Consider the following 21467-nt stretch of genomic DNA (forward strand, 5'->3'; position numbering starts at 1 on the left):
ACAAGGGCGGCAGGAGGCGCGCAAAATCACTCCGCCGCTTCGACGCGGATCGGGTCGTAGTTCAGGACCGGCGCCAGCCAGCGCTCGGCCTCCTGCACCGTCCAGCCCTTGCGGGCGGCATAGTCCGCGACCTGGTCGGCCTCGATCCGGCCGACGCCGAAATAGTAGCTCTCGGGATGGCCGATATAGAGGCCCGACACCGACGAACCAGGCCACATGGCGAAGCTTTCGGTCAGCTTGATGCCGGCCTGATCCTCGGCGTCGAGCAGATCGAACAGCGTCCGCTTCTCGGTGTGGTCGGGCTGGGCCGGATAGCCGGGCGCCGGGCGGATGCCGGCATAGGTCTCGCGGATCAGCTCCTCGTTCGAGAGCGTCTCGTCGGCGGCGTAGCCCCAGAACTCCTGACGAACGCGCTGGTGCATGCGCTCGGCAAAGGCTTCCGCCAGGCGATCGGTCAGCGCCTGGCTCAGGATCTTCGAATAGTCGTCATTGGCGCGGTTGAAGCGCTCGGCAACCGCCTCTTCGCCGATGCCGGCCGTCACGGCGAAGCCACCGACATAGTCGCCGACCCCGGTCTCCCTCGGCGCGACGAAATCGGAGAGCGCGACATGGCGGCGCTTGTCGGTCGAGCGGGCGATCTGCTGGCGCAGCGTAAAGAACGTCGCCTTTTCCGTATCGCGCGCCTCGTCCTCGTAGAGCGCGATGTCGTCGCCGACGGCGTTGGCCGGCCAGAAGCCGATCACGGCATTGGCCGAGATCCACTTCTCCTCGACCATCTGCTTCAGCATCGCCTGCGCATCGTTGAAGAGCGAGCGGGCGGCGGCGCCGACCTTCTCGTCCTCGAACAGCAGCGGATAGGTGCCCTTGATCTCCCAGGTCGCGAAGAACGGCGTCCAGTCGATATAGGGAACCAGCTCGGCGATCGGATAGTCGCGGAACACCTTGGTGCCGAGGAAGCTCGGCTTGACCGGCCGATAGCTCGACCAGTCGAGCTTCAGCCCGTCGGCGCGCGCATCGGCCAGCGTGATGCGGCGCTTGTTTTCCTGCGCGCGGGCATGCGCGTCGGCGATCTTCACATAGTCCGCCTGGACGTCGGCGACGTAGTTCGCCTTGTCGCGGCCGAGCAAGCTCGACGCGACACCGACCGCGCGGCTGGCGTCGAGCACGTAAACGGCCTGTCCCTTGGCATAGTTCGGGTGGATCTTGACGGCAGTGTGCACCTTCGACGTCGTCGCGCCGCCGATCAAGAGCGGCACGTTGAAGTCCTCACGCTCCATCTCCGCCGCGACATGGCACATCTCGTCGAGCGACGGCGTGATCAGGCCGGAGAGCCCGATGATGTCGACATTCTCGGCCTTGGCGGTGGCCAGGATCTTCGAGGCCGGCACCATGACGCCGAGGTCGATCACCTCGAAATTATTGCACTGGAGCACGACGCCGACGATGTTCTTGCCGATGTCGTGCACGTCGCCCTTGACGGTCGCGAGCAGGATCTTGCCGGCCGAGGACGAGCCCGTCGTGCCGAGCAGGCGCTTCTCCTCCTCCATGAACGGCATCAGATAGGCGACCGCCTGCTTCATGACGCGGGCGGACTTCACCACCTGCGGCAGGAACATCTTGCCGGCGCCGAACAGGTCGCCGACGACGTTCATGCCGGCCATCAGCGGCCCCTCGATCACGTCGAGGGGGCGCGTGGCCTTGGCGCGCGCCTCTTCGGTGTCGAGTTCGATGAAATCGGTCAGTCCGGAGACAAGCGCATGCTCGAGCCGCTTCTCGACCGGCCACTCGCGCCAGGTGAGGTCGGCTTCCTTCTTGGTGCTGACGCCGCCCTTGAACCGCTCGGCGATCTCGAGCAGGCGCTCGGTACCGTCCTCGACACGGTTGAGGATCACGTCCTCGCAGAGGTCGCGCAGTTCCGGGTCGATGTCGTCATAGACCGGCAGGGCGCCGGCATTGACGATGCCCATGTCCATGCCGGCGGCGATCGCGTGGTAGAGGAACACGGAGTGCATCGCCGCGCGCACCGTCTCGTTGCCGCGGAACGAGAAGGACAGGTTCGAGATGCCGCCGGAGACATGCGCATGCGGCAGGTTCTGGCGGATCCAGCGCGTCGCCTCGATGAAGTCGACGCCGTAATTGTTGTGCTCCTCGATGCCGGTCGCGATCGCGAAGACGTTCGGGTCGAAGATGATGTCTTCCGGCGGATAGCCGATCTCGTCGACGAGGATCCTGTAGGCACGCGCGCAGATCTCGGTCTTGCGCTCGAAGGTGTCCGCCTGGCCCTTCTCGTCGAAGGCCATGACGACGACGGCGGCGCCATAGCGGCGCAGCTTGCGGGCGTGGTCGCGGAACTGATCCTCGCCCTCCTTCATCGAGATCGAGTTGACGATCGGCTTGCCCTGGACGCACTTCAGGCCCGCCTCGATCACCGACCACTTCGAACTGTCGATCATCACCGGCACGCGGGCGATGTCGGGCTCCGCCGCCATCAGGTTCAGGAACGTAACCATCGCCGCTTCGGAATCGAGCAGGCCCTCGTCCATGTTGACGTCGAGCACCTGCGCGCCGTTGGCGACCTGCTCGCGCGCGACGTCGAGCGCCGCCGAATAGTCGCCGGCGGTGATCAGCTTGCGGAATTTGGCGGAGCCGGTGACGTTGGTCCGCTCACCGATGTTGACGAAAATGGCGGTGGCGTTGGTCATGAGGCGATTTCAAACGGTTCGAGGCCGGAAAGGCGCATTTTCGGAGCGATGGCAGGCAGGGCGCGCGGAGTAACGCCCTCGACCACCTCGGCGATGGCACGGATGTGGTCCGGCGTGGTGCCGCAGCAGCCGCCGACGACGTTGACGAGGCCGGACTTGGCGAATTCGCCGACCAGCACGGCCATCGCCTCGGGGCTCTCGTCATACTCGCCGAATTCGTTCGGCAGGCCGGCGTTCGGATAGGCGCAGACAAGCGTATCGGCGATGCGGGAGATCTCGTCGATATGGGCGCGCATCTCGCGGGCGCCGAGCGCGCAGTTCAGTCCGATCGAGAATGGCTGCGCATGGCGCAGCGAATACCAGAACGCCGTCGGCGTCTGGCCGGAGAGCGTCCGGCCCGAGAGATCGGTAATCGTGCCGGAGATCATCACCGGTAGCGTGACGCCCTTCTCGTCGAACACATCCTCGACGGCAGCGACCGCCGCCTTGGCGTTCAGCGTGTCGAAGATCGTCTCGATCAGGATGATGTCCGAACCGCCGTCGATCAGGCCACGCGTGGCATCCGCGTAGGCGTCGCGCAGCTCGTCGAAGGTGACGGCGCGAAAACCCGGATTGTTGACATCAGGCGAGATCGAGGCGGTGCGGTTGGTCGGTCCGATGGCGCCGGCGACGAAACGCGGCCGGCCCGTCGCGGCGGCGACCGTGTCCGCCGCCCGCTTGGCCACGCGCGCGCCTTCGAGGTTGAGCTCGTAAGCAAGCGCTTCCATGCCGTAATCAGCCTGGGCGATGGTCGTCGAGGAGAATGTGTTGGTCTCGACGATGTCGGCGCCGGCCTCGAAATACTGGCGGTGGATCGCCTCGATCGCATCCGGCTTCGTGATGACGAGCAGGTCGTTGTTGCCCTTGAGGTCGCGATGCCAGTCTTTGAAGCGCTCGCCGCGGAAATCCGCTTCGGAGAGTTTCAGGCGCTGGATCATCGTGCCCATGGCGCCGTCGAGCACGAGGATGCGCTGCGCCGCGGCGCGCTTCAGATCGGTGGTGGAGGCTGAGATCGTCATGATGTGCTCTTTCGCCATTCGATTCCGATGAGCAAGGCCCTCACCCGACCTTCTCCCCGAGGGAGAGCGCTTCCGTCGTCGCGGCCTGCGCCGGCCGCATGCCGAGCAGGTGGCAGATCGCATAGACCAGATCGGCGCGGTTCATCGTGTAGAAATGGAACTCGTTGACGCCCCGGTCGACCAGGTCGAACACCTGTTCGGCGCAGACGGCGGCGGCGACCAGCTGCCGCGTCGTCGCGTCTTCCTCAAGGCCCTCGAAGCGGGCCGCGAACCAGGATGGAATGCTGGCGCCGGCCTTTTCGGCGAACTTCGCCGTCTGCGTGAAATTCTGTACCGGCACGATGCCGGGCACGATCGGGATGTCGATGCCCGCCGCGGCGACGCGGTCGAGGAAGGCCGAATAGAGATCGTTGTCGAAGAAGAACTGGGTGATCGCCCGCGTCGCGCCGGCATCGACCTTGCGCTTCAGATTGTCCAGCTCGGTCTGCCAATCGCGGCTTTCGGGATGGCGCTCGGCATAGGCCGACACGGAGACCTCGATCTCCGGGTGACGGCTGCGGATGGCGCTGACGAGATCGGACGCCTGCGCATAACCCTCCGGATGCGGCCGGTAGACCGCGCCGATGCCTTCGACCGGATCGCCCCGCAAGCCGACGATGTGGCGCACGCCGAGCTCCGCGTAGCCGTCGACCACGGCGTCGATCTCCGCCTTGCTGGCGCCGACACAGGTCAGGTGCGCCGCCGGCTTCAGCGCCGTTTCGGTCAGGATGCGCGACACAGTGGCGTGGGTGCGCTCGCGGGTGGATCCGCCCGCGCCATAGGTGACCGACACGAAGGACGGCGCGAGCGGCGCCAGCCGCTCGATCGAGGCCCAGAGCGTCTCCTCCATCGCGGGTGTCTTCGGCGGGAAGAACTCGAACGACACCTTCAGTGCCGAAGCCCCTGCCCCGTTGCGGCTCGCCCGATCGATCGTCTCACGCATCACGCGGTCTCCAACCCCTTCGCAGCCCCGGCGACGATGAAGCGCGGATCCCGCGCCAGCCAGAGCGTGACTGTCAATTGTTCCGTGGCGGACGCGGCCGCCAGATCGATCGCCTCGTCCAGCACGAGGCCGGCCTGGTCGATCCAGGCCCGCATCGTCTCGTGCGAGAAGCCGAGCCGGCGATGCGCATGGCGCTCGCGCAGGAATTCGAGGCCATGCGGCGCGAAATCCACCACCAGCAGCCGGCCGTCCGGCCGCAGCACGCGCGCGGCCTCCGCCAGCGCTACCGCCGGATCGTCGAGATAGTGCAGCACCTGATGGATGGCCACGAGATCGAAACTGTCGCGCGGCATCGGCAACTTCATGATGTCGCCGTGCCGGACCTGCGCATGCGCGATGCCGGCCTTGTCGAGATTGGCGCGCGCCACCGCCAGCATGGCCGTCGAGGCGTCGATGCCGACCGCCTTCTGGTAGAGCGGCGCGAACAGCTCCAGCATCCGGCCGGTGCCGGTGCCGATATCGAGGAAGGCGCCGATCGGCCGCGTGCCGACGATCTTGAGCATCGCGGCCTCGACGGCGGCGTCGGGCACGTGCAGCGAACGAATGGTGTCCCACTCGGCGGCGTTTTCCGTGAAATAGCGCGCCGCGACCTGCGCATGCTCGCGCTTGACGCCGGCGAGCCATTCGCGGTCCCGCGCCAGCGTCGCGTCGTCGGTGGCGGCGAGCCCGACCAGGTCCTGGACGAGGCGTCGCTCGGCGGCCGATTCGGAGAGCCGGTAGTAGACCCACGCCCCTTCCGGATAGCGCTCGATCAGCCCCGCCTCGGTGAGCAGCTTCAGATGGCGCGAGATGCGCGGCTGCGACTGGCCGAGGATCGAGGTCAGGTCCTTGACCGACAGCTCGCCGGCCGCGAGCAGCGCCAGAATGCGGTAGCGCGTCGCCTCGCCGGCCGCCTTGAGCGCCGCGATGATCGCATCCGTCGAAAGAGCTGCCTGACCCGCCATCGTGAAACTCCAGCCTCGCGGCGCGCCATCGACGCCTTCGAGTTCGGAGTAGATATAAAGATATCTTTATATCTGTAAAGAGCCTTCAGGCGATGGTCACAACCGGCGCGGCGCTGCTGGCAACAGCGACCCGGGCGCTGCCGCCCGTGAAGCGCTCGATCAGCTGCAGCAGATCGGCGATCGCGGCGTCGAGGTCCCCCACGCCATTCGCCTGCAGCGTGACGATCGCGCGGCGGCTCTCCGGCGTCACCAGCGAGCGCCCGTCCTGACGCCAGTTCCAGCGCCGGCACAGCACCTTCTCATCATCCGCATAGACGACCTCGCCGTCCTTCGGCGGGTCTTCGGCCGGACCGGCCGAACCGTCCTCACCACTGGCCATGTCGAAGAAGCTGTCGCCCGGCCGCGCATAGCGGAAGGCGAGATCGCCGGAAACGCGGTCGAGATCGTCGGCGCCGAGCGGCAGCACATGCGTCAGCGAAACGGAGTTGTAGGCGTCGACAAAGCTGTTGATGACGGGCAGCGGCCGGTCGGCGAGCACGTTCCTCACCAGCCGCTCGACGGAGGAGCGGTAGCTCGTCTTCCTGATACCGAAGGCGCGATAGGCCTTCCGCCAGGCGGCGACACCCGGAATCTCCGAAAGCTCGGTGCCGTTCCAGACCCGTCGCGTCTCCGCCTCGCGGGCCTCGATCAGCGCGGCAAGCTCGTCCGGGCGCTCCGGCCGGACCGCAAGGCCCTCAACGACGACGGCGGCGACGCGAAAATCGGGAAAGGCGGCGGCGAGTTCGGAAATGTCGAGGCGCATCGGATGGTCCTGCGGATGTCGGTTCTCTCTGCCCGATGCCGGCTGAGCCTGGAAGGCATCGACTTGCGCGATCGGGACCGGAATCGAAAAGGCGGCGCCCGGGGCGCCGCCTTTCTGTCTGTCTCCAGGCCTTACTCCGCCGCGGCGGCGAGGCCCTCGGTCGGCAGGCCGAGCTTGGTGGCGACGCCGATGCCGTATTGCGGATCGGCGCGGTAGAAGTGCACCAGCTGGCGGTTGATGATCTCGACCGGCACGCCCTGCATGGCGGCGGCGAGGTTGCTGAACAGGCGATCCTTCTGCTCGGCGTTGAACAGGCGGAACAGATTGCCGGCCTGGGTGTAGTCGTCATTGCCGAGGCGATGATCGTAGCGGTCGGCGTCGCCCTTGATCTTCAGCGGCGGCTCCTTGACCGACGGATCCTGCTTCGGGCCGTTGAAGGAGTTCGGCTCGTAATAGGCGTCGTTGTTGGTCGCCGGCGGGAAGAAGCGCATGGCTCCGTCCTTGTGATAGTTGTGCACCGGCACCTTCGGCGCGTTGACCGGCAGCGCCTCGTAATGCGTGCCGAGACGGTAACGATGCGCGTCGGCATAGGAGAAGATGCGCGCCTGCAGCATCTTGTCCGGCGAAAAGCCGATGCCGGGGACGATGTTCGACGGCGAGAAGGCGACCTGCTCGATCTCGGCGAAATAGTTCTCCGGATTGCGGTTCAGTTCGAGGATGCCGACGTCGATCGGCGGATACTCGGCATGCGGCCACACCTTGGTCAGGTCGAACGGGTTGTACGACGTCTTGTCGGCGTCCGTCTCCGGCATGACCTGGACCTGCACCTTCCACTTCGGGAACTCGTTGCGCTCAATGGCGCCGAACAGGTCTTCCTGCGTCGACTCACGCGTCTTGCCGACGACGTCGGCGGCTTCCGCGTTGGTCCAGTGCTCGTGGCCCTGCAGAGTCTTGAAGTGGAACTTGACCCAGAAACGCTCGTTCGCGGCGTTGATGAACGAGTAGGTGTGCGAGCCGTAGCCGTTCATCTTGCGCACCGACGTCGGCAGGCCGCGGTCGGAGAACAGGATCGTGACCTGGTGCAGGCTTTCCGGCGACAGCGACCAGAAATCCCACATCGCCGTCGGCGAGCGAAGATTGGTCTTCGGATGGCGCTTCTGCGTATGGATGAAGTCCGGGAACTTCAGCGGATCGCGGACGAAGAACACCGGCGTGTTGTTGCCGACGAGATCCCAGTTGCCGTCTTCCGTGTAGAACTTCAGCGCGAAGCCGCGCACGTCGCGCTCGGCATCGGCCGCGCCGAGTTCGCCGGCGACCGTCGAGAAGCGGGCGATCATCGGCGTCTTGGCGCCGGGCTGCAGCGCCTTGGCCTTGGTGTATTTCGAGATGTCGCCGGTAACCGTCAGCGTGCCGTAGGCGCCCCAGCCCTTGGCGTGGACGACGCGCTCCGGAATGCGCTCGCGATTCTGATGGGCGAGCTTCTCGACAAGCTGCCAGTCCTGCAGCAGGACGGGGCCGCGCTCGCCGGCGGTCTGGGAGTTCTGGTTGTCGGCGACCGGCGCGCCGGCCGTCGTCGTGAGTTTGTCTGTCATGGCGCCCTCCATGTTGTTGCGTGGCGACATGCGAGCCGCCCTTCGACATGGCGCTAAGATGCCACGCGTTTAGATCAGTTCCAATCATATTGATTACGACGTTCGATAAGAATAACTTATCGACCATGATCCAGACCCGTTCCAAACGGCAAACGCCGTGATCACGCTCCGCCAGCTCCGCTATTTCGAGGCCGTGACGCGGCACCTGCATTTTGGTCGCGCCGCCGACGAATGCGCCGTGACGCAGCCGGCGCTCTCGCAGCAGATCCAGGATCTCGAGGCGACGCTCGGCGTCGCGCTGCTGGAGCGCGGCACACGCAAAATCACGGTGACGCCGAAGGGCGAGGAGATCGCCCGCCGCGCCGTGCGCATTCTGGGCGAGGTGCGCGACCTGACCGACTATGCGCTGCATGGCGGCGACACGCTGACCGGCCCGTTGCGCCTCGGCGTGATTCCCTCGATCGCGCCCTACCTGCTGCCGAAGGCCCTGCCGCTGGTGCAGAGCACCTATCCCCGCCTCGAGCTCAACCTGCGCGAGACGCAGACCAACGCGCTCGTCGACGAACTCGCCCAGGGCAAGCTCGATGTCGTGCTGATGGCGCTGCCGATGCGCGACCCGAATTTCGACAGCATGCCGCTGTTCGTCGACCGCTTCCTGCTGGCGACCAAGGCCGGCGCCGGTGCCGAGGCTCCCGCCTTCGCCAGCCCCGAGATGATCCCGCCGGACCGACTGCTGCTGCTGGAGGAAGGCCACTGCCTGCGCGACCAGGCGCTGACCTATTGCCGGATCCCGCGCTCGGAGAAGATGAGCGGCTTCGGCGCGGCCAGCCTCTCCACCATCATGCAGATGGTGGCGAACGGCTATGGCGTGACGCTGCTGCCGGAAATGTGCGTGTCGATCGAGGCGCGCGACGAGCGCATCGCGCTGTCGCGCTTCAGCGCGCCGGAGCCGGAGCGCGAGATCGGTCTGGTCTGGCGCCGCTCGTCGCCACGCCGCGCCGATTTCGAGGCGCTCGGCCACCTGCTGCTGACGGCGTCAACTGAGACGCCGGTCGCGCAACCGCAGCCGGCCTGATCAAGACGGAACCCGTCCGGGACATCCTGCGTCGCGTCAGGCCTTGACCGCGACGAGGAAGAGCCGCGGGAAGCGGAGCAGCACGCGCCCATCGGCGAGCGGCGGATAGAGCGCGGTGATCCGCTCGAGATAGGCCTCGAGGAAGGCTTCGCGAAGCTCCGGATCGATCACTTCGAGATAGCGCCGGAGCCCGGTCCCCTTCACCCATTCGACGATCGCCGCCGCATCGGCCAAGGGGTGATTGTAGATCGTGTGCCAGACGTCCAGGCGGGCCGATTTCGGGCCGAGCGTCTCGAAATAGGTCGTCGGCTCCGGCAAGAGCTGCCGCCGGGTGTTGCGGTTGGCGAAGGCGGACGCCCAGGGGCCGGCATGGGCCACCTCTTCCATCAGCATATGCGTCGGCTCGCCCAGATTGTCGGGCATCTGCACGGCCAGCACGCCGCCCGGCCGCAGGCAGTCCATCAGCCGCGCGAGCACGGCGAGATGATCCGGGATCCACTGGAAGAGCGCGTTGGCGAACAAAAGATCGACGGGCTCCGCCGGCGCCCAGCTGGCGACGTCGGCCTCGATGAAGGTCAGGTTCGGCAGGCGCTTGCGAGCGGCGACCAGCATGTCCGGCGCCGTATCGATACCGAGGATCTCGGCCTTCGGATAGCGCTCCGCCAGCAGCTCGGTCGAATTGCCGGGCCCGCAACCGAGATCGATGATGCTGCGGGCCTCCGCCAGCGGCACCTGCGCCAGCAGATCGCGGGCCGGCCGCGTGCGCTCGTCCTCGAACTTCACATATTGGCTCGCCGACCACGCCAGCTGATCCATCTGCCCCTCATTCTGCTTGCGATCCCTCTTCCCACCGCCGCTGAGGAGATAGGTTCGCCTGCCTCCCAGCATAGACCCGACCGCCGACATTTCGATGACCGCGACGAACGCGCTGGGCACCCTGACCGTGTGATCCCCTTCACAGACACTTGCCGCCCCGCATGGCATCGTCAACCCAAGTCAGGCAGCCCAATCGACCGGCAGCCAAGAGCAAGGGCCAGCCAAGGGAGGAGATGGCCATGACCAGCGAGCCTCCATCGAACTTCCGGCACGGCCCGCGCGAGGCAATCCATCGCGCGCCGCCACGCGGACGCGTCGCCAACCGCATCCCGAGACCCTCGTCCCTTCGGGGTTGAGGAAGGGCGAGTGGTCCTGCCCCTGCCCCCCAAGACCCAGGCAGGGCCGCTCGCCGAATATTCGCCCGGTCATCGCGGATCGGGTCAATCGCCAAACCGGCGGGGCCGGTGGGGCGGCGGACGGTTCCAGCTCGCTGCGCCGCAGAGCGCGGGCTGGACCGTCCGTTGTTGTCTGGCGTGACCGTTGAATGCGCCTGGCATGGCCGGCGCGATTCATTTGATCGACTTTCCCGCCAGACTTGCTACGACCGTAGCGATGAGCGCACGAATCCAGCCCCTGCCGCCGGTCCTGGTCGACTATCTCGACGCCGTCGAGCCGGGTCGGACGACGCTGTTCCAGCATGACGGGCTCGACGGATCGCCCTTCGCAAGCTGCTCGGCCTATCCTGCCGCCAAGATCGCCTATTATCAGGATCCGGACACGTCCGTCCTCTACGAGATCCATTTCGACCAGCAATCCAGCTCGACCGTGCGGATCGACCTCAACCATTTCGAGGTTCACAAGAAGCTCGGCCGCTTCAGCGAGCATGGCATCGAGGCGCGCGAAATCCGCTGGCTCGGGGCGATGGAGAGCTCGAGGCTCGTGCCGCGCCTGCTCGGCCACACGCCGGGCCTGCTGCGCATGAACTATGTCGGCGAGCCGACGCGGCACTACAATCTGCCGGCCGACTGGCGCGACCAGGCGGAAGCCATCCTCGCCGCGCTGGCGGTCGTCGGCTGCTGCCACAACGACATCAAGTGCGACAATCTGATGGTGCGCGACGGCAGGATCACGCTGGTCGATTTCGGCTGGGCGACGGCCAGGGGCGACGCGATTCCGACTCACTGGCCGCAGGGAATCGGCCGCCAGCACCGGCTCGGCATCCACCGATTCGACGATCGCCACGCCATCCACGCGGCCCTCGCCTCGGCCGAGCGCGACGAGGTCGACCGCTCGATCATCCTGCCGGCGTGAAGGACGCTCAATCGGCGCGGAGCGCCCGCTCGACCGCCGCCTCGGCATGGATCGTCGTCGTGTCGTAGAGCGGCACCGCGCTGTCCTCGGGGCGGACCAGCAGCATGATCTCGGTGCAGCCCAGGATGATCGCCTCGGCGCCGCGCTCGACGAGCCGCGCCATCACGCCCCGATAGATCTCGCGCGACGACGGCTCGACACGGCCCTGCACCAGCTCGTCATAGATGATCCGGTGCACGTCGGCGCGGTCGGCGTCGTCCGGCACGAGGACCTCGAGGCCGTGCTCGCGCGCGAGCCGGCCCTTGTAGAAATCCTGTTCCATGGTGAAGGCGGTGCCGAGCAGGCCGACGCGGGTGACGCCCGCCGCCTTGATCCGCTCCGCCGTCGGGTCGGCGATGTGGACGAGCTGGATGCCGGTCGCCGCCTGCACGTCTTCGGCCATCCGGTGCATGGTGTTCGAGCCGATGAGGATGAAATCGGCGCCGCCGCGCTCGAGCCGTCGCGCCGCGTCGATCATGAGCTCCGTCGCCTCGTCCCAGCGGCCGCTCGCCTGCAGCGCCTCGATCTCGGCGAAGTCGAACGACCACATCAGCACGCGCGCCGAGGCGAGCCCGCCGAGCCGGGCGCGGACCGCCTCGTTGAGGATCCGATAATATTCGGCCGAGCTTTCCCAGCTCAGCCCGCCGATCAGCCCGATCACCTTCTGCGTCATGCAGCCCCTCCGCATTCTCCAGCCCCAAACGAAACGGGCGGACCCGCCTCCCATCAAGGGAAAGCTGGTCCGCCCGCGCAAGCCTGAAGGCGAGACGCTTAGCGCATCAGCTTCTTGTACTTGATCCGGTGCGGCATCACCGCGTCCGGGCCGAGGCGACGCTTCTTGTCTTCCTCGTAGTCGGCGAAGTTGCCCTCGAACCACTCGACATGGCTGTCACCCTCGAAGGCGAGGATGTGCGTCGCGAGACGATCGAGGAACATGCGGTCGTGGCTGATGATCACGGCGCAGCCGGCGAAATCCTCCAGCGCCTCTTCGAGCGCCGCCAGCGTCTCGGTGTCGAGGTCGTTGGTCGGCTCGTCGAGAAGGATGACGTTGTTGGCATCCTTCAGCAGCTTGGCGAGGTGCACGCGGTTGCGCTGGCCGCCCGAGAGCGAGCCGACCTTCTGCTGCTGGTCGCCGCCCTTGAAGTTGAAGGCGCCGACATAGGCCCGCGTGTTGACCTCCTTCTTGCCGAGATAGAACACCTCGGCGCCGCCGGAGATTTCCTCCCAGACGGTCTTGTTCGAGCCGAGATCGTCGCGGCCCTGGTTGACGTAGCCGAGCTTCACCGTCTCGCCGAGCGTGACCGTGCCCGAATCCGGCTTCTCCTCGCCGGTGATCATCTTGAACAGCGTCGACTTGCCGGCGCCGTTCGGGCCGATGACGCCGACGATGCCGCCCGGCGGCAGCTTGAACGAGAGATTGTCGATCAGCAGGCGGTCGCCATAGCTCTTCGACAGACCCTCGACCTCGATGACCTTGTCGCCAAGACGCTCGCCGACCGGGATGACGATCTGCGCCGTCTGCAGCGTCTTGCCCTCGGCGCGCTCGACCAGTTCGTCATAGGCCTTGATACGGGCCTTCGACTTGGACTGACGGGCCTTCGGCGACTGGGCCATCCACTGGCGCTCGCGCTCGATCGCCTTCATGTGGGTCATCTCCTCGCGACCCTCCTGCTCCATGCGCTTGGCCTTCTTCTCCAGATAGGCGGAGTAGTTGCCTTCGTACGGGATGGAGCGGCCGCGATCGAGCTCAAGGATCCAGCCCGTCACGTTGTCGAGGAAGTAGCGATCGTGGGTGACGATCAGGATGGCGCCCGGATAGTCGCGCAGATGGCCTTCGAGCCAGTTGATCGATTCGGCGTCGAGATGGTTGGTCGGCTCGTCGAGGAGCAGCAGGTCGGGCTGCTCGAGCAGCAGGCGGCAGAGCGCGATGCGGCGCTTCTCACCGCCGGAGAGGTTGACCACCGAGGCGTCGCTCGGCGGGCAGCGCAGCGCGTCCATCGCCATCTCGACCTGGCTCTCCAGGTCCCAGAGGTTCTGGCTGTCGATGATGTCCTGGAGCTTGGCGCCCTCCTCCGCCGTCTCGTCGGAGTAGTTCATCATCAGTTCGTTGTAGCGGTCGAGGATCGCCTTCTTCTTGGCGACGCCCTCCATCACGTTCTCGAACACGTTCTTGTCGGGATCGAGCTGCGGCTCCTGCGGCAGGTAGCCGACGGTCGCGCCCTGCGCGACCCAGGCCTCGCCGGTGAAGTCCTTGTCGAGGCCGGCCATGATCTTGAGCAACGTCGACTTACCCGAACCGTTCGGGCCGAGAACGCCGATCTTGGCGTCGGGGTAGAAGGAGAGATGGACGTTCTCCAGCACCTTCTTGCCGCCGACATAGGTCTTGGTCAGACCCTGCATGAAGTAGATGAATTGCCGCGCCATGAATTCGCTCCGAAAGCCCTCTTCGTCGAAAGGGCTGGATGATGGGAATTGGGTTGCCGCTCTTCTAGTCGAAGCATCGGCCAGGGGCAACGCGGCGCGACGGCGCCGGGCGGAGACGGCGGGTTCCCCGCCCCGAAAGCCGGCGCCGCGATGCGCCGGCCAGCTTGACCGGAACTGCCCGACCGGGACTCAGCCCGCCCGCAGGTGGATTTCGGCACCGCCGGACGCAGCTGCGCCGCCGCGCTGGCCGGTCGGCGTCGATTGGGCACCATTCGCGACGGGCGCGCCGGATGACGCCTGCATCAGGCTCAGCAGTCGGGTGGCGAAGGCCATTTCGGACGTCGGGCGATAGCGGGCGGCGATCGTCGCGCGCAGGAGGGCAAGCCACGCGTCGTCGGTCGACGCGCGCTCGACGGCGGCACACCAGCCGTCGAAATCGTCGGCCGGGGTCACCGGCATCAGGCGCTGCGTCGCCTCGGCCAGCGCCTCGGCGTCCGAGATCAGCACCGGCAGGCCGAAATCAAGGCATTCGGCGGCGCCGAGCCCCCAGCCCTCGACATGCGACGGAAACACCCCGAAGCGCGCATTGCCATAGAGCCAGGCAAGCTGCGCATCGCTGATCCCGGTCAGGAACACCACCTTCTGGCCGATCTCGGGATGCGCCGCGAGGAACTGCCGGACCTCGCCAACCTTCCAGCCCCAGCGGCCGCACAGGACCAGCATGGGCAACCGGCCGCCGAGGATCGGCATCAGTTTTTGCCAGACCCGCAGCAGCATAATGTGGTTCTTGCGGGCCTCGATGGTCGAGCAATAGACCGCGAACGGCTTGTCAACGAGACCGTCGAGCGGCTCGTCGCCCTGCTCCGCGATGCCCTCGCGCAGGAAGGAACCGAGCGGATTGACACAGATCGTCGCCTGGTTGTCGATCTCCGCAGCGTCGATATAGGCCCGCGCACGACACGCCGTCCACTCCGAGACGCCAACGACTTTGCGGCAGTTCAAGAACATCCAATCGAGATCGCGCCTGAACTTGTCGACATGACTGGCCTCGAAATAGTCGGGCTGATCGACGGGAATGATGTCGTGCAGGATCGCCGTAACCGAGGCGGCAATGGCATCGGATCGATTCGCCGCGATCCGATGCATGCTGAGTTTCGACAGGAAACAATAGACGTCGGGATCGCTGAGCGGGTCCGCCGATACTGGGGCGCGGCCGCGCGCTCCCCACGAGGTCAACCTCGCCGCGCGAACGAGAGCCTTGGTCAACTCGAAGCGCGTACCGTTCCGCTCGGATCTTGCGACATAGGCCGCCACGGCGCGATCGAACTCGCGACCCGACATATGCCCTCCAGACCGGATGACGTTCAACACCCGAGCGAGTCTCCGCCAATAGCTCGCCTCGCCATCCCCCTCAATGATCGGCAGACGGTTCTCGAGCATGTCGCTCAAGTAACGACGCTCGCTGGAGCTCAGCAGTCGCCCCCGGCCGCTGCGTTCAACCAGGAATAGCGTAACCGGAACCTGGTCCTGACGCATCGCCTGCCGAACTATTGCGTTCTCCACCCTTGGAATACCAACGGGCGGCAGCGGACCCCACTGTAGTGGCTGCGTAACGTCAACGTAGATTGCGGTCATTCAGCACGCACACCTGGGGGATGGTACGAGTTTCAAAGTAGAATTCAGCATGACCGACCAAGTGGGCAAAAATTAGGCTGGCGTAGACTGGATCCAATTGGAATACGACTCACGCCTTGCATGCCTGTAGGATCGCGAAATACACAACCTAGAATCCAAAAATCGGATAGCGTCCGACAACGACAAATCGCGGCGCCCCCTGCGGAATGAGCGCTGGACAGTTCGCATCCAATGCATATATGTATCTGCATACATTGTACGGAGCGACCGATATGGTAACCCACGACAATCGCCCAAAGACGTTTCTGGGACGCCTGTCTCAGGTGAGCCGTGCCGTCCGCACCCATTTCGACGCCGAACTGAAGCAGGTCGACCTGACGCTGGCGCGCGGCCGGCTGATGCTGCATCTGATCCGCGCCGAGCACACCGTCACCCAGGCAGAGCTCTCCGACGTGCTCGAGGTAGAACACCCGACGGTCGTCCGCCTGCTCGACGGCCTCGAACAGTCGAACCATGTCGAGCGCCAGCCCCTGCCCGGCGACCGGCGGGCCAAGGCGGTGGTGCTGACCGAGGAGGGACGCGTCATCGGCCGGCGCGTGCTGCGCCTCACGGACACGATCAGCAACACGCTGCTTCAAGGCGTCAACCCGGACGACCTGGCCGTCACCGAGCGCGTGCTGCAGACGCTTTCGGACAATCTGTGCCGCCTGGCGGCCGAACGCGCGGAACAAGCGTCGACATCATGAGCACGGCTCTCGCCCTTACCAAGGAGCCCGACGCGCCAGCACCGGATGCGGCGGCGACCGCCCCGGCCCCGGTCGTCGCCGCCCCGCCCGCCCCTGCCGTGCCGACGCCCCCGGCCTTCGTGCCCATGCCACCATTGCGCGCCGCGATCTATGCAGGATCTTCGTTGCTGCTCGGCCTGACCCAGGGCCTCGGCCTCAATCTGGTCTCCGCCAACCTGACCGGCCTGCAGGGCGCGCTGCACGCGACCCAGATCGAGATCAACTGGCTGACCGCCGCCTATATGGCGACCAACATCACCGGCACGCTCTTCCTCTACAAGGTGCGCACCCAGTTCGGCCTGCGCCGCTTCGCCGAAATCGGCCTCGTCATCTATGCGCTGGTCACGCTGGCCCATCTCTTCAGCAACGATCTGCGCTCGGCCATCGCCGTCCGCGCCGTGATGGGCATCGCTGCCGCCCCGCTGTCGACGCTCGCCTTCTACTACATGCTCGAATGGCTGCCGCCGGCCCGAAGGCTGACGATCGGCATCGCCTTCGGCGTGCTCGGCGCCCAGCTGGCCTCCCCCCTCGCCCGAGTGATCTCGCCCGACCTGCTGCAGATCGGCGACTGGCACGGCCTCTACTGGCTGGAAGCCGGGCTGGCGATGCTGAGCCTCGCCGTCATCTTCGTCCTGCCGATCACCCATCCGCCGCGCGTCAAGATCTTCGACCTCGAGGACTTCATCAGCTTCCCGCTGATCGCGGTCGGCTTCGGGTCGATCGCCATCGTTCTTTCCGTCGGGCGGCTCTACTGGTGGCTCGATACCGACTGGATCGGCTGGCTCACCGTCGTCGGCATCGCGGCGATCACGCTGCTCGTGGTCATCGAGCTGCATCGCAGCCATCCGATCATCAACCTGCGCTGGTTCCTGTCCTATGACATGCTCACCATCACCGGTTCGCTGCTCCTGTTCCGCTTCCTGCTTTCCGAGCAGACCCTCAGCGTCGGCCTCTTCAATGTGCTCGGCCTGCAGAACGACCAAATGATCCCGCTCTTCACGGTCATCCTGGTCGCCACCCTGCTCGGCTACATCTTCACCGCGTCGGTGATGACGATGGAAAACGGCGCCAAGCTGCATCTCGCCGCGCTGGTCCTGATCGCGGCCGGCGCCTGGATGGATTCGCGCGTCACCAATCTGACGCGGCCCGAGCAGTTCTTTGTCAGCCAGGCCATGATCGCCTTTGCCGGCGCCATGTTCCTGCCGCCCGCGCTCGCCTCCGGCTTCCTGAAGGCGATCAAGGGCGGACCGTCCTTCATCTTGAGCTTCCTCGTCGTCTTCCTCGGGACGCAGAGCATGGGCGGCGTTCTGGCATCGGCGATCCTGGGAACCTTCCAGACCATCCGGGAGAAGTTCCATTCCAGTTTGCTGACGGAACACCTGTCGCTGCTCGACCCGCTCGTCGCGCAGCGCGTCAAGGCCTACGGCGCCGCCTACGCCAAGGTCCTGCCGGACGGAGCGCTGCAGAACGCCGAGGGTGTCGTCACGCTCGGCAGGCTCGCCACGCAGGAAGCCAATGTTCTCGCCTACCAGGACACGTTCCTGGTCATTTTCTACACCGCCCTCGCCGCCCTCGTCCTGCTCGGGCTGCACACCCTCTATGTCCGCGCGCGCGCCGCCCGACCGGCGATCGCCGCCGCGGCCTGAACAGTACCTTTGATCCGAGACGCGCCATCATGCAGATCAGACAGCACCTCAAATCCGGCATCACGCTCACCGCGCTCGCGGTCGGCATTGCCGGTATCTTCGTCGTCCTCTACGCGTGGCAGCTGCCGCCGTTCCGCACCTCGGTCGAAACGACCAACAACGCCTATGTGAAAGGCCAGGTCACGCTGCTCAGCCCGCAGATTCCCGGCTATGTCGTTGCCGTCCCGGTGCAGGACTACATGACCGTCAAGAAGGGCGACCTGCTCGTCCAGATCGACGATCGCATCTATCGCCAGCAATTGGCTCAGGCGCAGGCGACGCTGCAGCAGCAGCAATCGACGCTGTCGAACTTCGCCGAGAACCGTCTCGCCAAGCAGGCGAGCCTCGATCTCGCCAAGGCGCAGCTGTCGAGCGCCGAGGCGGGCCTCGAAAAGGCCGAGCTCGACGACAAGCGCACGGGCACCCTGGTCGATCGTGGCTTCTCGACCCAGTCCTCGGGCGACCAGACCCGCATCGCGCTCGAACAGGCGCGGTCGACCGTCGCGCAGGGCGAGGCGAATGTGACGATCGCCGAACAGAACCTTGCCCTGGTCGACGCCGGCAAGCCCGCGCTCGAGGCTGCGGTCGCCAGCGCCGAGGCCTCGGTCAAGCTCGCCGAGATCAATCTCGACAACACCCGCATCGTCGCGCCGGTCGACGGCCGGCTCGGCGAGGTGGCGGCCCATGTCGGTCAGTATGCGGCGGCCGGCACGCAACTGACCTCGATCACGCCCGCGACCGTCTGGGTCATCGCCAACTTCAAGGAGACGCAGCTTACCCACGTCAGGGCCGGCCTGCCTGTCACCTTCCGGGTCGACGGCCTCGGCGACGTCGAACTGACCGGCCGGGTCAGCCGCATTTCGCCGGCCGCGGGTTCGGAGTTCAGCGTGCTGAAGCCCGACAATGCGACCGGCAACTTCACCAAGATCGCGCAGCGCATCCCGCTCCGGATCGAGATCGATCCCGGCCAGCCCGAGGCGACGGAACTGCGGCCCGGCATGTCGGTGGTCGTGCGGATCGATACGGCCGACAGGCCGGCGCCGGCCGTCGCGGCGCTCTAGGGGCGCGATCGTCCTCAGCACACGGTGACCGGGACCACCTGCACCATGTTGTTGCCGACGCCGATCCAGTTCCAGTTCTGCTCGAGCGGCTGGGCCTGGCCGCTGGCGTCGGTCGCGCGACAGGAGAGGATGTGCTCGCCCGGCTTCGCCTCCCAGCCGCAGGACCAGCGCCGCCAGGCATAAGGCCCCTGCGGCGAATCGAGATCGGCCTCGATCCAGTCGCCATCCACGCCGAGCACAACGCGCTCGATCGGCGCCTCGCCGGACCAGGCCCGTCCCTCGATCCGGCAGGGTCCGGCAGGGACACTCCGCTTCCGCGTCAGGAAATCGGGGAAGCCCGGCGGCACCATCAGGGCGCGCGGACGGATGCGGCGGACCGGTTGGCCCGGATCATCCGGCCCGGAGCGGTAGTGATAATTGCCAAGCTGGTAGTAGCCGTCGAAGGGTTTCGTCACGGCCTCGATCCGCGTCAGCCATTTGACGCTCGCCATGCCGTACCAGCCCGGCACCAGCAGGCGCAGCGGATGGCCATGCTGCGGCAATAGCGGCTGGCCGTTCATCTCATAGGCGAGCAGCACCTCCTCCCGGCGCGCGTCGGCGATCGACAGGCTGCGCGCATAATCTAGCTCCAGCCCCTTCTCCAGACCGTGGTCCGCCCCGGTGAAGACGATCTCGACGGCATCCGGATCGAGCCCCGCCTCGTCGAGCAGCCCGACCAGCGGCGTCCCGGTCCAGAGCCCGGTGCCGACCGCTTCCGTCACCCAGGGTTGGCTGACAGGCCGAGGAAAGAGCCGCGAGCGACCGTTGCCGGCGCATTCGAGCGTAACCGGCATGGTCACGCGCGGCCGAGCGCGGATCGCCTCCAGCGTCAGCTCACGCGGGCGTGCGACGTCGCCGCCGATCGCAAGCCGCCAGTCGACGGTCTCGATCATCGGAATATCGAAATGGATCAGCAGATAATGCAGGCCGAGCGGCGTGACGTCGTAGCGCAGCGCCTCGAGCGGCATCGAATGGTTGCGGGCCGAGAGCTGCAACTCCTCGGGTGTGAGCGGCCCTTCGGTCGGCCCGCGCAGGGGCAGTTTGCCGGCCGGCGGCGCGGCGGTCCTTCTCGATACCTCGATCTCGGACATGCGGAACCCCATGCGTCGGAACGAAGCGCCTGGACAAGGCCCAAGGCACAAAGCCTAGCATGGAAGCGGCGCGGCGTCAGGCGCCGCGCCTTCGGAAACGCCAGTCTCAGCCGGCGGCGGTGAGGAGCTTCTTCAGGTCCGCGCCCTCATCCGCGACCACCGCCTTGTCCGGCGAGATCCCCATGCCGAGCAGCCGGCGGCCGAGCATGTGGTCGGCGGCGCGGTTGACCGAGTCGATCGCCACCAGCTGATCGCCGCGATAGTGGAACACGGAGAAGGAGCCATCCTCCGGCCGGCCGCGCAGCACGCTCGAATCGGCGTCGTTGGAGAGGCCGACCATCTGCAGCTTGGCGTCGCCCTGGTCCGACCAGAACCACGGCACGGCGCGATAGGGCTCGACCTTGCCGAGCAGGGTCGCGACGCCGGTCTTGGCCTGGTCGACGGCGTTCTGCACGCTTTCGAGCCGCACGGGACGGCCGAGCGCCCAATGGTGGAACGACACGGCGTCGCCGGCCGCGACGATGTTGGGATCCGACGTCCGCATCGCCTCGTCGACGACGATGCCGTTCGAGATGGCGAGCCCGGCGGCCTCGGCGAGCTCGACATTCGGAACCACGCCGACCCCGATGATCACCGTGTCGGCAGGGATCCGCTCGCCCGAGAGCGTCTCGACCGCGACGGCGCGGCCGTTCTCCCCGAGGATGCCCTGCACCGGCGTCTCCAGCCGCACGGTCGTGCCCATGGCGCGGTGCAGGTCGAGGAAATGGCTCGAGATCGCCGGTGCGACGACACGGCCCATCAGCCGCGGCGCGGCTTCGAGCACGGTGACGGTCTTGCCGAGAACCCGCGCAGTCGCGGCGAGTTCGAGGCCGATGAAGCCACCACCGACGACGACGACGTCCCTGGCGAGCGCAAAGCGCTGCTTCAGCCGGCGCGCATCCTGGGCGGTGCGCAGCAGGAAGACGTTTTCGAGATCGACGCCCGGAACGGGCGGCACGCGGACGCGGGCTCCAGTCGCCAGGATCAGCCCGTCATAGGGCAGCGAATCTCCGCCGATCCGGATCCGCGACGCGTCACGATCGATGGCCGTCACCTCGGCGCCGAGCACCAGTTCGACGGCGTTCTTCTCGTAGAAGGCGGCCGGGCGCAGTTCCTGCAGCTCGTCGAGTTCGGCCTTGATGAAGCCCTTCGACAGCGGCGGCCGGTGATAGGGAATCTCGCGTTCGGCCGAGACGAGCGTGACCTTGCCGTCGAAGCCGTCCGAGCGCAGGCTCGCCGCTGCCTGCGCGCCGGCGTGGCCGCCACCGATAATGATGATGTTCTTGCTCATGTCGCCCGCCTGTCCAAATGCGGCGCGACACTCGCA

The 21467-nt window shown here is 66.5% G+C and carries 15 protein-coding genes and 1 pseudogene; 5 read left to right on the forward strand and 11 right to left on the reverse strand.

The window, feature by feature from the left end; genetic code table 11:
- Window positions 1–26: 26 nt before the first annotated feature.
- The 5 genes and pseudogenes from metH to G539_RS0116770 form a co-directional block, all read right to left on the reverse strand.
- Window positions 27–3760, reverse strand: a pseudogene (metH, locus tag G539_RS25205) (methionine synthase).
- A 40-nt stretch (window positions 3761–3800) separates the two neighbouring features.
- On the reverse strand, window positions 3801–4742 hold the full coding sequence (metF, locus tag G539_RS0116755) for a methylenetetrahydrofolate reductase [NAD(P)H] (RefSeq protein ID WP_029076218.1): 942 nt from the start codon (window positions 4740–4742) through the stop codon (window positions 3801–3803).
- Complete coding sequence (locus tag G539_RS0116760; protein ID WP_029076219.1) at window positions 4742–5746, reverse strand: ArsR/SmtB family transcription factor; 1005 nt, start codon at window positions 5744–5746, stop codon at window positions 4742–4744. The genes metF and G539_RS0116760 overlap by 1 nt, the downstream gene beginning before the upstream one ends.
- An 85-nt stretch (window positions 5747–5831) precedes the next feature.
- Window positions 5832–6548, reverse strand: a complete 717-nt coding sequence (locus G539_RS0116765; protein WP_029076220.1) for a B3/B4 domain-containing protein — start codon at window positions 6546–6548, stop codon at window positions 5832–5834.
- 131 nt (window positions 6549–6679) lie between these two features.
- On the reverse strand, window positions 6680–8140 hold the full coding sequence (locus G539_RS0116770) for a catalase (RefSeq protein ID WP_029076221.1): 1461 nt from the start codon (window positions 8138–8140) through the stop codon (window positions 6680–6682).
- A 157-nt stretch (window positions 8141–8297) separates the two neighbouring features.
- Here G539_RS0116770 and G539_RS0116775 point away from each other — a divergent pair, with 157 nt between their 5' ends.
- Window positions 8298–9215 carry a hydrogen peroxide-inducible genes activator gene (locus G539_RS0116775; protein WP_029076222.1) on the forward strand — a complete coding sequence of 306 codons (918 nt, stop codon included), beginning with the start codon at window positions 8298–8300 and terminating at the stop codon, window positions 9213–9215.
- Between the two features lie 36 nt (window positions 9216–9251).
- Here G539_RS0116775 and tam read toward each other — a convergent pair whose 3' ends face one another.
- Window positions 9252–10022: a trans-aconitate 2-methyltransferase gene (gene tam, locus G539_RS0116780; protein ID WP_029076223.1), complete on the reverse strand. Its 771-nt coding sequence runs from the start codon at window positions 10020–10022 to the stop codon at window positions 9252–9254.
- A 621-nt stretch (window positions 10023–10643) separates the two neighbouring features.
- Between tam and G539_RS0116785 the strand changes: the two genes are divergently transcribed.
- Window positions 10644–11342, forward strand: coding sequence for a phosphotransferase (locus tag G539_RS0116785; protein ID WP_029076224.1), 699 nt, complete (start codon window positions 10644–10646; stop codon window positions 11340–11342).
- 7 nt (window positions 11343–11349) lie between these two features.
- On the opposite strand, the gene G539_RS0116790 is transcribed toward G539_RS0116785, so the two are convergent.
- The 3 genes from G539_RS0116790 to G539_RS0116800 form a co-directional block, all read right to left on the reverse strand.
- Window positions 11350–12054, reverse strand: a complete 705-nt coding sequence (locus G539_RS0116790) for an aspartate/glutamate racemase family protein (RefSeq protein WP_035831495.1) — start codon at window positions 12052–12054, stop codon at window positions 11350–11352.
- Window positions 12055–12152: 98 nt separating this feature from the next.
- Window positions 12153–13805, reverse strand: coding sequence for an energy-dependent translational throttle protein EttA (ettA, locus tag G539_RS0116795; protein ID WP_029076226.1), 1653 nt, complete (start codon window positions 13803–13805; stop codon window positions 12153–12155).
- Between the two features lie 189 nt (window positions 13806–13994).
- Entirely contained in the window at window positions 13995–15440 is a 1446-nt protein-coding gene (locus G539_RS0116800; protein WP_084640048.1) for a glycosyltransferase, read from the reverse strand.
- Between the two features lie 323 nt (window positions 15441–15763).
- Between G539_RS0116800 and G539_RS25210 the strand changes: the two genes are divergently transcribed.
- Genes G539_RS25210 through G539_RS0116815 form a run of 3 tightly spaced genes read left to right on the forward strand, consistent with a single transcriptional unit; the run spans window position 15764 to window position 18971 of the window.
- Window positions 15764–16186 (forward strand): MarR family winged helix-turn-helix transcriptional regulator, encoded by a 423-nt coding sequence (locus tag G539_RS25210; protein WP_051231560.1) that lies wholly within the window; start codon window positions 15764–15766, stop codon window positions 16184–16186.
- Window positions 16183–17871 carry an MFS transporter gene (locus G539_RS0116810; RefSeq protein WP_029076228.1) on the forward strand — a complete coding sequence of 563 codons (1689 nt, stop codon included), beginning with the start codon at window positions 16183–16185 and terminating at the stop codon, window positions 17869–17871. The genes G539_RS25210 and G539_RS0116810 overlap by 4 nt, the downstream gene beginning before the upstream one ends.
- Before the next feature lie 29 nt (window positions 17872–17900).
- Complete coding sequence (locus G539_RS0116815) at window positions 17901–18971, forward strand: HlyD family secretion protein (RefSeq protein WP_084640050.1); 1071 nt, start codon at window positions 17901–17903, stop codon at window positions 18969–18971.
- Window positions 18972–18985: 14 nt separating this feature from the next.
- Here the strand turns inward: G539_RS0116815 and G539_RS0116820 are convergent, their stop codons facing one another.
- Together G539_RS0116820 and G539_RS0116825 are read right to left on the reverse strand one after the other, a co-directional pair.
- Window positions 18986–20101 carry a sulfite oxidase gene (locus G539_RS0116820; RefSeq protein WP_029076230.1) on the reverse strand — a complete coding sequence of 372 codons (1116 nt, stop codon included), beginning with the start codon at window positions 20099–20101 and terminating at the stop codon, window positions 18986–18988.
- Window positions 20102–20207: 106 nt separating this feature from the next.
- Window positions 20208–21431: an NAD(P)/FAD-dependent oxidoreductase gene (locus G539_RS0116825; protein WP_029076231.1), complete on the reverse strand. Its 1224-nt coding sequence runs from the start codon at window positions 21429–21431 to the stop codon at window positions 20208–20210.
- Window positions 21432–21467 lie beyond the last annotated feature (36 nt).

The sequence above is a fragment of the Kaistia adipata DSM 17808 genome, assembly GCF_000423225.1.
In the GTDB taxonomy this organism is placed as follows: Bacteria; Pseudomonadota; Alphaproteobacteria; order Rhizobiales; family Kaistiaceae; genus Kaistia; species Kaistia adipata.